Source organism: Aeromonas sp. FDAARGOS 1409 (assembly GCF_019048705.1).
GTDB classification, from domain to species: Bacteria; Pseudomonadota; Gammaproteobacteria; order Enterobacterales; family Aeromonadaceae; genus Aeromonas; species Aeromonas sanarellii.
Window position 1 is genome coordinate 2,888,991 of the sequence record NZ_CP077395.1, and the last position, 12,454, is coordinate 2,901,444.

The 12,454-nt window shown below is 64.2% G+C and carries 14 protein-coding genes; 9 read left to right on the forward strand and 5 right to left on the reverse strand.

The features are described from left to right. Positions 1-8: 8 nt before the first annotated feature. Positions 9-266 (reverse strand): sulfurtransferase TusA family protein, encoded by a 258-nt coding sequence (locus I6L39_RS13800; RefSeq protein ID WP_216989956.1) that lies wholly within the window; start codon positions 264-266, stop codon positions 9-11. 127 nt (positions 267-393) lie between these two features. Here I6L39_RS13800 and I6L39_RS13805 point away from each other — a divergent pair, with 127 nt between their 5' ends. Next, on the forward strand, positions 394-1,848 hold the full coding sequence (locus tag I6L39_RS13805; protein WP_244462926.1) for a M48 family metalloprotease: 1,455 nt from the start codon (positions 394-396) through the stop codon (positions 1,846-1,848). 77 nt (positions 1,849-1,925) lie between these two features. Here I6L39_RS13805 and I6L39_RS13810 read toward each other — a convergent pair whose 3' ends face one another. Continuing rightward, positions 1,926-2,405, reverse strand: a complete 480-nt coding sequence (locus I6L39_RS13810; RefSeq protein WP_209791581.1) for a TlpA disulfide reductase family protein — start codon at positions 2,403-2,405, stop codon at positions 1,926-1,928. 58 nt (positions 2,406-2,463) lie between these two features. Between I6L39_RS13810 and arsC the strand changes: the two genes are divergently transcribed. Both arsC and I6L39_RS13820 read left to right on the forward strand, forming a co-directional pair. Further along, entirely contained in the window at positions 2,464-2,814 is a 351-nt protein-coding gene (gene arsC / locus I6L39_RS13815) for an arsenate reductase (glutaredoxin) (protein ID WP_216989957.1), read from the forward strand. Further along, positions 2,811-3,191 (forward strand): DUF2069 domain-containing protein, encoded by a 381-nt coding sequence (locus tag I6L39_RS13820; protein WP_209791583.1) that lies wholly within the window; start codon positions 2,811-2,813, stop codon positions 3,189-3,191. Before arsC ends, I6L39_RS13820 begins: the two co-directional genes overlap by 4 nt. 67 nt (positions 3,192-3,258) lie before the next feature. Here the strand turns inward: I6L39_RS13820 and I6L39_RS13825 are convergent, their stop codons facing one another. Together I6L39_RS13825 and I6L39_RS13830 are read right to left on the reverse strand one after the other, a co-directional pair. Beyond that, positions 3,259-4,593, reverse strand: coding sequence for an amidohydrolase family protein (locus tag I6L39_RS13825; protein ID WP_216989958.1), 1,335 nt, complete (start codon positions 4,591-4,593; stop codon positions 3,259-3,261). A 187-nt stretch (positions 4,594-4,780) separates the two neighbouring features. Beyond that, the gene (locus tag I6L39_RS13830; protein WP_216989959.1) at positions 4,781-5,395 is read right to left on the reverse strand and encodes an ACP phosphodiesterase; all 615 of its coding nucleotides are present in this window, start codon (positions 5,393-5,395) and stop codon (positions 4,781-4,783) included. Between the two features lie 405 nt (positions 5,396-5,800). On the opposite strand from I6L39_RS13830, the gene I6L39_RS13835 reads away from it, so the two are divergent. Together I6L39_RS13835 and iadA are read left to right on the forward strand one after the other, a co-directional pair. Beyond that, positions 5,801-6,583, forward strand: coding sequence for an ABC transporter substrate-binding protein (locus tag I6L39_RS13835; protein ID WP_209791595.1), 783 nt, complete (start codon positions 5,801-5,803; stop codon positions 6,581-6,583). A gap of 58 nt (positions 6,584-6,641) precedes the next feature. Further along, positions 6,642-7,772 (forward strand): beta-aspartyl-peptidase, encoded by a 1,131-nt coding sequence (iadA, locus tag I6L39_RS13840; protein ID WP_216989960.1) that lies wholly within the window; start codon positions 6,642-6,644, stop codon positions 7,770-7,772. A 91-nt stretch (positions 7,773-7,863) separates the two neighbouring features. On the opposite strand, the gene I6L39_RS13845 is transcribed toward iadA, so the two are convergent. Next, a complete protein-coding gene (locus I6L39_RS13845) occupies positions 7,864-8,766 on the reverse strand; it encodes a lysine exporter LysO family protein (protein ID WP_216989961.1) in 903 nt (300 codons plus the stop codon). Positions 8,767-9,299: 533 nt separating this feature from the next. Between I6L39_RS13845 and I6L39_RS13850 the strand changes: the two genes are divergently transcribed. From I6L39_RS13850 to I6L39_RS13865, 4 genes are all read left to right on the forward strand, one after another. Beyond that, positions 9,300-10,070 carry an ABC transporter ATP-binding protein gene (locus tag I6L39_RS13850; protein WP_010674267.1) on the forward strand — a complete coding sequence of 257 codons (771 nt, stop codon included), beginning with the start codon at positions 9,300-9,302 and terminating at the stop codon, positions 10,068-10,070. Positions 10,071-10,128: 58 nt separating this feature from the next. Next, entirely contained in the window at positions 10,129-10,902 is a 774-nt protein-coding gene (locus tag I6L39_RS13855; RefSeq protein ID WP_010674268.1) for an ABC transporter substrate-binding protein, read from the forward strand. Between the two features lie 105 nt (positions 10,903-11,007). Next, complete coding sequence (locus I6L39_RS13860; protein WP_042079228.1) at positions 11,008-11,748, forward strand: ABC transporter permease; 741 nt, start codon at positions 11,008-11,010, stop codon at positions 11,746-11,748. 3 nt (positions 11,749-11,751) lie between these two features. Beyond that, positions 11,752-12,444: an ABC transporter permease gene (locus tag I6L39_RS13865; RefSeq protein ID WP_042079229.1), complete on the forward strand. Its 693-nt coding sequence runs from the start codon at positions 11,752-11,754 to the stop codon at positions 12,442-12,444. Positions 12,445-12,454 lie beyond the last annotated feature (10 nt).

Consider the following 12,454-nt stretch of genomic DNA (forward strand, 5'->3'; position numbering starts at 1 on the left):
ATGACGGGTCATGGCAGGGAGGCGTCGCCCGATGCCGGTGGCGGCATCCCGGCGACCACGAGCAGCAGGGAGAGGCGGGTGGCGGACTCCTCCAGTGGCCGGACGTCGTGACCCTGGCGGCGCAGATAGGCAGGAATGTCTTGCCTTGAGCCGGGATCTCCCAGAAGAATGAGCAGGGATTGACCGGGCCGAGCCTGGCGCAGCCAGAGCTTGAGCCGAATGAGGGGCTCGGGACAACGCCAGGGGGTCAGGTCGAGCTGTTCCATGGGAATTCCATCGCGTGTGTGGCCGTCATTATGGCCGTGATGGCAGGATGAAACAACGCTTGTGGGCCTTGAATGGCAAGGGTATTCTGCCGATGCCCGGTAGGGTCTGATTGGAGATAGAGATAACGTGGCACGTTTTTCCCCCCTGATAGCATCACTTCCCCTGCTGGTCTCCCTGATGGGCGCCACCTTCCACGCCCAGGGGAGCAACCAGTTGCCCGACATCGGGACCGCCGGGGTCGCCGCCCTGCCCATCGAGCAGGAGGTGCGCTATGGCAACGCCTTCATGCGCTTCGCCCGGGCGGGCCTGCCCATCATCGACGATCCCGTGCTGAACGAATACATCGACGATCTGGGTCAGCGACTGCTCACCAACGCCGACGGGGTGCGTTTCCCCTTTACCTTCTTCCTCGTCAACGATCCCAGCATCAACGCGGCCGCCTTCCTCGGTGGCCGGGTCAAGGTGCACACCGGCCTCTTCCTCTACGCGGAGAGCGAGAGCGAGCTGGCCTCTGTCCTGGCCCACGAAATCACCCACGTCACCCAGCGCCACATCGCCCGCTACATGGAGGCCCAGGCGAGCAGCTCCGCCATGACCCTGGCCGGTCTGGTGGGCTCCATCGCGCTCGCGGTGATCAACCCCACCGCCGGCATCGCCGCCTTGCAGACCACCTTGGGCCTGTCGATGCAGTCGGCCATCAACTACACCCGGGACAACGAATACGAGGCGGATCGCATCGGCATGAAGACGCTGTATGACGCCGGGTTCGATCCCATGGGCATGGCGAACTTCTTCCAGAAGCTGGCGGCGGAGTACCGCTTCGCCAGCAAGCCGCCCGAGATGCTGCTGACCCACCCCCTGCCCGAGACCCGGATCAGCGAGGCCCGTGCCCGTGCCGGCAGCTATGGCCGCCGCGCCCTCGCCCCCAGCCTCGACTTCTGGCTGGCCAAGGTGCGCATCCAGGTGCGCTATGGCACCGAGACCCCCCAGGGGTTGCTCACCTACTTCGACAGCCGCCTGCAGAAGGGGGATTACCCCGTCAAAGACGCCGCCCTCTATGGCAAGGCGCTGGCCCTGCTGCAGCTCAAACGCACCGACGAGGCCGACGCCCTGATGCAGGAGCTGGCCACCCGCCATCCGGAGGATCTCTTCGTGGTGGACGCCCTGACCGACATCGATCTCGCCAAGGGGCGCAGCGCCCAGGCCATCGCCAGGCTGGAGCGCTTCCGCACCCGGATGCCGGACAACGAGGTGGTGGTGGTCAACCTCGGCAACGCCTATCTGGAGGGGGGGAACTATCAGAAGTCCATCGCCATCCTGGACCCCTATGCCCGGGAGCACGACGAGAACAGCCTGGCCTGGAGCCTGCTGTCGGATGCCTACCGCAAGGCGGGCAGGATGACGGACCTGCACATGGCGCGGGCGGAGACCCTCTCCCTGCGCGGGGACTACCAGGCGGCCATCGACGAGCTGATCGTGGCCCGCGGCACCACCAGCGACAAGTTGACCCTGGCCCGCATCGAGGCGCGCATCACCCAGCTGGAGCGGGCCAAGAAGGATCTGGACAGCCTCAAGGGGTAAATGCTCGTCCGCCATCCGTGAAACGGGGTGCCCCAGAGATGGGGCACCCCGTTTCGTTGCCGGGCTCGGCGCGCCGCTCAGGGAAGCGCCGCGACCCGCGCGGTGAGGGCGACCAGCCTGGCCTCGTCGAGTTCTCCCACCAGGGTCTCCAGCAGGCGCCCCTCGCCATCGAGCAGGTAGCTGGTGGGCAGCGCCCCCGGCCTTGGGAAGGGGAGGCGGGACTCGTCCTCGGGGATCAGCAGGGGCACGGCTATCCCGTGGCGCCGGGCCAGCGCGGTCAGCTCGGCGGGGGAGGCGGGATCATAGTTGATGGCGATCACCCCAATTTGCCCCTCCCGGTGCAAGGCCGCGAGCAGGGGCATCTCCCGCAGGCAGGGGGCGCACCAGGGGGCGAAGTAGTTGACCAGCAGCGGCTTGCCGGCAAAGTCGGACAGGCTCACGGCCTGCCCGGTGGCATCGGTGAAGCGCGGCGCCGGCGAGCAGGCCCCCAGCAAGGCCGCCACAATCAGCCAACAGATCCGTTTCATTTCCATATCCTTCCCGCTTACCCTGCCCATCGGTTTCCCCTACAATAGCGCCACTTGTCGTCCCATCTTGCAATATCAGGGAGTTACCATGAGCGAGACCCAAATCTATCACAATCCGCGCTGCTCCAAGAGCCGTGAAACCCTGGCGCTGCTGGAACAGCACGGGGTTGCCCCCGAGGTGGTGCTCTACCTGGAGCAGGCGCCGAGCGAGGATGAAATCCGCACCCTGCTGGGCCAGCTGGGCTTCACCGATCCCCGCCAGCTGATGCGCACCAAGGAAGATCTCTACAAGGAGCTGGGACTGGCCGAGCAAGCGGGTGATGCCCTGATCGCCGCCATGCACCAGCATCCCAAGCTCATCGAGCGCCCCATCGTCATCAGGAACGGCCAGGCCCGCATCGGCCGCCCGCCCGAGCAGGTGCTGGAGATCCTCAAGTGAGCACCCGCTTCGCCCGCCTGCTGACTCTGGTCGGTTACTTTGGCCTGCTGGCCTGGGTCCTGCTCTGGCACCTGTGGCTCTCGCCTCACCCTGGGCTCGCCCCCTGGCTGCTGCCGGTGATCTGGACCGTGCCGCTGCTCTTCCCCTTGAAGGGCATAGTGCAGGGCAACCCCTACACCCATGCCTGGGGCAACTTCGTGCTGATGCCCTACTTCCTCCACGCCCTGACGCTCATCACCACGGACGAGGGGGAGCGCTGGCTCGCGGTGGTGGAGCTGATCTTCACCACCCTGGCCTTCGTGGGCACCATCTATTATGCCCGGCTGCGGGGCCGGGAGCTGGGCCTCAGCATTCGCAAGAAGAAGGAGGAGCGCTGAGCCGCTCTACCGCTGGCCGTTCGGCAGCAAAAAAGGCCCCTGATGGGGCCTTTTCTGTCAAGAGGGGTCAGAGCGTATTCTTGTAGATCTTGCCGTCCTTCATGATCACCTTGAAGCGGTTGGCCGGATCGGCCACCAGGGCGAGATCCTTGAGCGGGTCACCGTCGATCAGCAGCAGATCGGCGAGCGCCCCGGTCTCCACTACCCCCAGCCTGCCCGGGTAGGGATTGCGCGGGCCCGAGAGGGCCAGCAGCTCGGCGTTGTCATGGGTGGCCATCTTCAACACCTCGGCCGGGGTATACCAGGTGCCCATCTTGGCCAGCATGGTGCCCTGATCGGCCGCGGCCTGGGCGCTGAACAGGGCGTCGGTACCGAATGCGGTCTTGATGCCGAACTTCTTGGCCATGGCATAGGCGTGGTCGGTGCCCTTGTACATCTCAAGCTGCTTCAGACGGTTGGCCGAGCCCTCCGGGAAGGGGGACTTGCGATCGTCGGTGAAGGGCTGCAGGCTCCACCAGACCCCCTTCTCGGCCATCAGCCTGGCGGTATCCTCGTCGAGCATCTGACCGTGGTCGATGCACTTGACGCCAGCCTCGATGGCCTGGCGCACCGCCTTCGGGGTATAGGCGTGCACGGTCACATAGGTGCCCCAGTTGTCGGCGGCCTCCACGGCGGCACGGATCTCCGGCACCGTGTACTGGGTCACGTCGATGGGATCATAGTTGGAGGCCACACCACCACCTGCCATCACCTTGATCTGGGAGGCGCCGAGGGCCAGCTGCTCGCGGGTGCGCTGGCGCACCGCATCAGGGCTGTCGGCGACCATGGCCGCGTTGGCCCGCTCGCCGAAGGAGTATTGTCCCGCCAGCGCCGGCAGCTCGTTGGGCAGACGGAAGTCGCCGTGGCCCCCCGACTGGGAGATCATGGCGCCGGCGGGCCAGATACGGGGGCCGTCGATGAACCCCATGTCTATCCCCTTCTTGAGGCCGAACACGGGGCCGCCGAGATCGCGGGCACTGGTGAAGCCGCGCATCAGCATGTCATGGGCGGCCCTGGTCGCCGCCACCGTGGTGAAGGTGACGTCGTTGGTCAGCACGGCGATCTGCGGCAGGGTGGCGAACATCAGGTGGGTATGGGCATCGATGAGGCCCGGCATCAGGGTCTTGCCCTGGCCATCGATGCGCTGCACCTCTCCCCCCACCTTGATGCCGCCCCGGCTGATCTGGGTGATCAGGTTGCCTTCCACCAGGACGGAGGAGGGGGCGCTCAGGGCGCCTCCCTTGCCATCGAATATGCGTACGTTGTCGAACAAAATGGCGGGGCGAGCCGCTTCGGCGGCGTGAACGGCGCCGCCGATCAGGAGGGCGCCGCACAGGGCGCTACGGAATAATCGCGATGACATGAAGAGGTCTCCTTGGGTCTTGAGGGCGCTGAGCCTGGCCCAGCCGTGCCCGCTCGGTCTGAGTCCGGGCGAAGCGGTATCGCCAGTCTCCTCCCTTTTGGGGTGTCATAAAAGACCCAATCTGATCCATCACCCGTTTCACTCCTCGTCCCGCCCGCGTCTTCGGCCACGGGGGCCGGGCTGCAACCTAGGGAACCTGGTGGTCCCCGGTGGTGCGGTGCGCGGCGATCTGCTCCTCGCAAAAGCGCATCAATTCGGGATAGAAGCGCAGGAAGGCGTGCTCCGCCTCGGCCCAGCGCGCCTGGTCCAGGGTCAGCAGCGCGTCCCCGAGCGGCATGGGGCGCCGTAGGCGGCGGCCTATGCCGTCGAGAGCCTGACCCAGCCCCGCCCTGTGCTGGTAGGAGGCGATCCAGTCCTGCTCGGCCATGCGCCTGAGGGTCGGCGGCAGTCCCTGTGGCAGGCGGTGATGGTCCGCCAGAAGTTGACCATAGCTCTGGTGCAGGAAGCGGGGCAGGGGCTGCGGGCTGAATTGCCGCCAGTGCAGGCTGAGCCAGTGGTCGTAGAGCATGTCCACCAGGATGCCGCCGAAACGGCGCCAGGGGGCCTCGAAGCCGGTGACGGCCGCCCGGTGGGCGGGGTGGGTGTCGGTGAAGGCATCTATCTTGCGGTGCAGCCAGATCCCCTCGTCGAAGGGGGCCGGCAGGCCCGATGGCAGCGGCCCCTTGACGAAGTCCCCCAGCAGGTTGCCGGTGAGGGAGCTCTGGGTATGGGCCGCCAGATGAAGATGGGCCAGAAAGTTCATGGGCTGCGGCTCGCGTGCCAGGGTGGAGTGGGTGATCCGAGCCTAACGGATGCCGGCCGGATTGACCATGGGCAGGATTTTTCATCGCGCCGTCAGCGCCCCCTTGCGGGGCAAATTTGGGGCGTGGTAAGGTGCATGTCATCTTTGTCACAGGACGCGACAAATCACCATGATGCGCAAAGCCAGAGGCTTTTTTCTGGCCTTCTACTTCAAGCCTTTCTATCTCTCCGAGTGGTTCGACGAATAAGTCGAGGCCCCGGAGCAGTTCATTGACGCCAGCCAATCGAATGATGCCCATGGCGGCGTAATCCTGCTCATCTGCAATTTGCCGTTTTTTGGCCGTCGCTTGCCCGCGCTTGCGATGCCTTGACCGCGCCTGTGCGCTTTCTATGTAATGGAGTACTCATGATGAAGACCACACTGACCCTGTCAGCCCTGTTTGCTGCCTGCCTGCTGGCCACCCCCGTCACCGCCAAGGAGTGGAAGACGGTGCGCTTCGGCGTGGAGGGGGCCTATCCTCCCTTCTCCTGGACCGACGCGTCGGGGGAGATAAAAGGCTTCGACATCGATCTGGCCAACGCCCTGTGCCAGCAGATGGCCGTCAAGTGCGAGCTGGTGGCCCAGGACTGGGACGGCATGATCCCGGCGCTGCTGTCGCGCAAATACGACGGGATCATCGCCGCCATGTCGATCACCGACGAGCGGCGCAAGAAGGTCGACTTCACCGAGAAATACGCCCGCATCCCGAACCGCTTCGTGGCGGCCAAGGGCACCGAGCTGACGCTGACGCCGGAGGGCATGGCGGGCAAGCGCATCGGGGTGCAGCGTGCCACCACCCACGACAAGTACCTGACCGACAACTTTGGCTCCAACGTCACCATAGTGCGCTATGGCAGTGCCGATGAGGCCTATCTCGATCTGAAGGCGGGTCGGGTGCTGGCCCTGCTGGCCGATGCATCGGCCATCGATCAGGGGCTGCTCAGCAAGGAGGGGGGCGACAAGTTCGAGTATGTGGGGCCGGCCCTGACCGATCGCCAGTGGTTTGGCGACGGCATGGGGATCGCGGTGCGCAAGGGGGATCAGGATCTCAGGGCCAAGCTGAACGAGGCGATCAAGGCCCTGCGAGCCAACGGCAAGTATCAGGAGATCAACCAGAAGTACTTCAAGTACGACATCTATGGCGGTTGATGGGTAACAGGCAGAGGGAGCTTGCTCCCTCTTTTTTCATGCAGCAAGGAGATACCCCATGTTGACACTGATCGAGGGGGCCGAGGTCTTCACTCCGGCCCCCCTCGGCCAGCAGGATCTGCTGGTGGCCGATGGTCGCATCGCCTGGATGGGCAAGGGGCTGACGGCCCCGGCCGACTGGCCGCTGGTGCGGGTCGACGGCCGTGGCCGCTATCTGGTGCCGGGGCTGGTGGACCCGCTCGCCCACATCACGGGGGGCGGCGGGGAGGGGGGCTTTGCATTTCGCACCCGGGAGCTTGCCGCCGACGAGGCCCTGGCAGCCGGGGTCACGACGCTGGTGGCGGCGCTCGGTACCGACAGTCTGACCCGCACCCCGGCCCAGGTGCTCGGCAAGGTGCGCGAGTTTCGCGCCGCCGGGGTGAGCGCCTACATGTATACCGGCTCCTACCACCTGCCGGTCAAGACCCTCACCGGATCGGTGGAGTCGGACATCATGCTGATCCCCGAGGTGCTGGGGGTGGGGGAGGTGGCCATCAGCGACCACAGATCCAGCGCCCCCACCCATGACGAGCTGGCGCGGCTGGCGAGCGAGGCGCGGGTGGCCGGGTTGCTCTCGGGCAAGAGCGGAGTGAGCTTCTTCCATCTGGGGGACGGTCGGGGTGCACTGGCGCCGCTGCGGGCCCTGCGGGACGCCACCGACATCCCGCTGCGCCAGCTCTACCCCACCCACTGCAACCGCAACCCCTGGCTCTTTGCCGAGGCCATCGACTGGGGTCGGGCCGGGGGCTGGGTGGATCTCACTGCCTCCAGCTTCCCCGACCTGCTGGACGATGGCGAGCAGCTGGCGGCGGATGCCCTGGTGGGGCTCCTGGCGGCCGGCGTGCCCTGGGATCGCATCAGTTTCAGCTCGGATGCCAACGCCAGCCTGCCGCGTTTCGACGGCGAGGGGCGCCTCATCGAGCTGCGCAGCGGCCAGATAGGGAGCCTGTGGCAGCAATGCATCCGGGCCTGTGCCCTCGGCGTGCCCCTTGCCAGCGCGCTGGCGGTGGTGACGGCCAACCCGGCCAGGGCGCTGGGGCTGGTCGGCAAGGGCTCCCTGGGGGTGGGGCAGGACGCGGATCTGCTGCTCATCGACCCCGAGACCCTCGCCATAGAAAGGGTCATGAGCGGCGGCCAGTGGCGAGCCTGAGTGGCGCATCAGCCGGATCTCTTCATCCCCGTTCACATACGAAAAACCCGGCATGGGTGCCGGGCTTCGTTTTTTGCGGTGTGTGTCCCGGTCAGATGGCCAGGAACCCCAGGATCAGGATGGGGCCGAGCAGGCTCAGAAGGAAGCCGGAGACGATGGCCACCGGCACCACCTGGATGCCGCCGGACTTCTGGATGACCGGCAGGGTGAAGTCCAGCGCCGTGGCGCCACCGTAGCCGATGGCGGCGGAGGGGTGGCGGCGCATCAGGATGGGAATGATCAGGATGGCGATCAGCTCGCGCCCCAGATCGTTGATGAAGGCGGCCGAACCCAGCACGGGGCCCAGCTTGTCCGCCACCAGGATGCCGGAGAGCGAGTACCAGCCGAAACTGGAGCTCATGGCCAGCCCGTGGGCAAAGGGCATGCCCAGCAGTTGGGCGGCCAGCAGGCTGCCGAGCCAGCTGCTGACGATGACGGTGGCGGCGATCTTCATGCCCCAGGGGTTGAGCAGGATCTGGCGCAGGTGCATGCCGGAGTTGCGCATCTGGATGCCGATGAGCAGCAGCAGCAGCATCAGGGCCCATTCGCTCAAGCGGTCGATGGGCAGGGCGCGCAGGTCCACCAGCAGCCCCAGCAGGACGCCCCCCAGCACCACGAAACAGAGCTGGAGGGATTCCCACAGGAGGTGAAGCTTGCTCGGCATCTTGCCATCGCTCGCCTCGTGGGTGGGCGGGCTGCGCCTGTCCAGCCACCAGAGGGCCAGCAGGTTGCACAGGGTAATGGCGGTCAGCATGATGCTGGCCACCTTGAAGATCACCGCCAGGTTGCTGCCCAGGTTCTCCACGTAGGCGAGCCCCAGCCCCATCAGGAACAGGATGAGATAGACCATCTTGCCCAGCGATTGGTTGACCAGCTTGACCAGCCGGGTGGAGGAGAGGGGGATCAGATAGCCGATCACGAGCGGCAGCAGGATCAGCAACACATTGAGCAACATCGGGGCCTCGGTCACAAAACTGGGAGAAACGGCACCTTATCACGACTTGTTGCGTCTGTGTCACATATCCCGGTGTTTGAGTGCCCCATACGGGCCTTTTTTATAACATTGTTATGTTTTTTTGAGGAGGGAGGGGAGGGGCAAGGTCCGGGGATGGGGGGCACATCGCCAGTAAAATCAATTCCATCCCCGTAAAATTGTGCGACGGCTGTGGCTATGCAGGATGAATAAAGTCATTTTGGGTGACATCCGGCGTGGATGGTGGAATATTCTTGCCACCAGTGCGTTGCGAGTATAAAAGGTCGGTATGGCACCGGTGACAAAAATTGCATTTTATGCAGACAAAGTGCTGAAAAATACCGGTCAGGCCAATAAAAATACAGATAAACCACCAAATACCTCGGTTCTGTATTGTTTTTTAACTACCTGAATGATATTTTCGCTGAAGGTTGCCATCGGTTAACGTTTTGTTAAATGTTCCGGTGGTGGTGTCACGCCGAAGCGGCGTCTAGGGACAGACAAGGTTGTAATGGATGAGCGACGTTGCCGCACTGGAAGTTCGTGATCTGCACAAGTATTTTGGCACCCACGAAGTGCTCAAGGGCATCGATATGACGGCCCACAAGGGGGATGTGATCTCCCTCATCGGCTCCTCGGGTTCGGGGAAGTCGACCTTTCTACGCTGTATCAATCTGCTTGAAACCCCTTCGTCGGGCAGCGTCTCCCTGCATGGGGAGCTGATCCGGATGAAGACCAGTCGTTCCGGCGAGCGGCTGCCGGAGGACATGCGCCAGGTGGAGCGTATCCGCAGCCGGCTGGCCATGGTGTTTCAGAGCTTCAATCTCTGGTCGCACATGACCATCATGCAGAACATCATCGAAGTGCCCATCCAGGTGCTCAAGGTGCCCCGTGCCGAGGCCATCGCCAAGGCGGAGCATCTGCTGAACCGGGTCGGGCTCTGGGAGCGACGCGACTACTACCCCGGCCATCTCTCAGGTGGCCAGCAGCAGCGGGCGGCCATCGCCCGTGCGCTGGCGGTGGAGCCGGAAGTGATGCTGTTCGACGAGCCGACCTCGGCCCTCGACCCCGAGCTGGTGGGCGAGGTGCTCGGCCTGATGCGCGAGCTGGCGGAAGAGGGGCGCACCATGATGGTGGTGACCCACGAGATGTCCTTTGCCCGCGACGTGTCGAACAAGGTCATGTTCCTGCATCAGGGGCGGGTGGAGGAGGAGGGCAATCCCAAGGAGATCTTCGCTCATCCCAAGTCGGAGCGATTCAAGCAATTCATCTCCTCCATCTATTGATGGACGGGATGCTACTTCCGTACTTTCAACGATCGACGTGTTTATCAAGGAGAGATACATGAACAAGCTGATGCTGGCGACTGCCGTGATGACGGCCCTGTGTTCCGGTAGCCTGATGGCCAAGGAGTGGAAAGAGGTGCGGATCGGGGTGGAAGGGGCCTATCCTCCCTTCTCCTGGACCGAGCCGAGCGGCGAGGTGAAAGGCTTCGACATCGACATCGCCAACGCCCTGTGCGAGGAGATGAAGGTGAAGTGCACCCTGATCAAGCAGGACTGGGACGGCATCATCCCGGCGCTGCTGTCGCGCAAGTATGACGCCATCATCGCCACCATGGACATCACCGAAGAGCGCAAGAAGAAGGTGGACTTCACCCAGAAGTACCAGCACATTCCGGCCCGCTTCGCCGCCAAGAAGGGCACCGAGATCCAGCTGGACAAGGCCTTCATGGATGGCAAGACCATCGCCGTGCAGCGTGCCACCTCCATGGACACCTACATCACCGACAACTTCCCCAATGCCACCATCAAGCGCTACGGCACCGCGGATGAGGCCTATCTCGACCTGAAGTCCGGCCGCGTCGATTACGTGATGGCCGACTCCGCCGCCATCAGCGACGGCCTGCTGAAGAAAGAGGGCGGTGATGCCTTCGAGTTCATCGGCCCGAAACTGACCGATCCCAAGTGGTTTGGCGAGGGTGCCGGCATCGCGGTGCGCAAGGCGGACAAGGATCTGAAAGAGAAATTCAATGCCGCCATCCTGGCCCTGCGCGCCAACGGCAAGTACAAGGAAATCAACGACAAGTACTTCGACTTCGACGTGTACGGCGAATAAGTCAACGTCAGGCGAACAACGACAGGTTGATCCCGTCAGTAGTCATCGGGCCCGTTGCCTTCCGCTGGGAGTGACGGGCCCGATTGCGATGGAGCTGCATTGCATATGTTTGATTTGAAAGGATACGAAACCTCCCTGCTGGAGGGGGCCTGGATCACCCTGGAGGTGGCGATCGCCTCCCTGCTGCTGGCCCTGGTGCTCGGCATGCTGGGGGCCCTGGCCAAGCTTTCCCCTTACAAGTGGGCGCGCGGCATCGCGGCGGCCTACACCACCGTCATTCGCGGCATCCCGGATCTGGTGCTGATGATGCTGCTGTTCTTCGGCGGTCAGGTCCTCATCAACGGGATCTGCACCTGGGTCAACGAGGCGTACAACAACTACCTGCTCGAGAGCAATCCGAACCAGGAGTGGGTCTCGTTGCTGCCGGATTACATCGACATCAGCCCGTTTGCGGCCGGGGTGGCCACCATCGGCTTCATCTTCGGCGCCTACATGACCGAGACCTTCCGCGGCGCCATCCTGGCGGTGGACAAGGGAGAGCTCGAGGCCGCGCGCGCCTTTGGCATGCGGGCGAGCCAGGTGTTTGTGCGGATCCTCTTCCCCCAGATGATGCGCCACGCCCTGCCGGGGTTTGGCAACAACTGGCTGGTACTGCTCAAGACCACGGCCCTGGTCTCCATCATCGGGCTCGATGACATGGTGCGCAAGGCGTCGCTCGCGGCGGGCTCGACCCAGCAGCCGTTCACCTTCTACATGGCGGTGGCGCTGATCTTCCTGATCTTCACCGCAGTTTCTACCTCGGCGCTCAAGTGGGCCGAGCGTCACTACGCGATCAAGACGAGGTAAGCCATGGATTTCTCGATCATTCTCACGGAGTGGCCCACCTACTGGGAGGGCTTCTACACCACCATCTGGCTGGTGGCGGCCTCCCTCATGCTGGGGCTCCTGCTGGCGGTGCCCATGGGCATATTGCGCAACAGCCGCAACTGGCTGATCAAGGGACCGATCTGGGCCTATATCTACTTCTTCCGCGGCACCCCGCTGCTGGTGCAGCTCTTCATCATCTACTACGGCGCCGCCCAGTGGGAGTGGCTGAAGAACAGCGCGGCCTGGTCCCTCTTCTCCGAGGCCTGGTTCTGCGCCCTGCTGGCGTTCACCCTCAACACCGGTGCCTACACCGCCGAGATAGTGCGGGGCGCCGTGATGAACATGCCCAAGGGGCAGATAGAGGCGGCGAGCGCCTTCGGCATGACCCGCTGGCAGACCCTCACCCGCATCATACTGCCCAACTCGTTTCGCCGTGCGCTGCCCGCCTACAGCAACGAGGTGATCTTCATGCTGCAGGGCTCGGCGGTGGCGGGCATCATCACCATAGTCGACCTGACGGGGGCGGCGCGGATCATCAACTCCCGCTACTACAGCCCGTTCGAGGCGTTCCTGACCGCCGGCCTGCTCTACATGCTGCTCACCTTCGCCATCGTCTGGCTGTTCAAGAAGTGGGAGGCCCGCTGGCACGCCCACCTGCGCCCCCGCAGCGTGTGACCGCCACCTG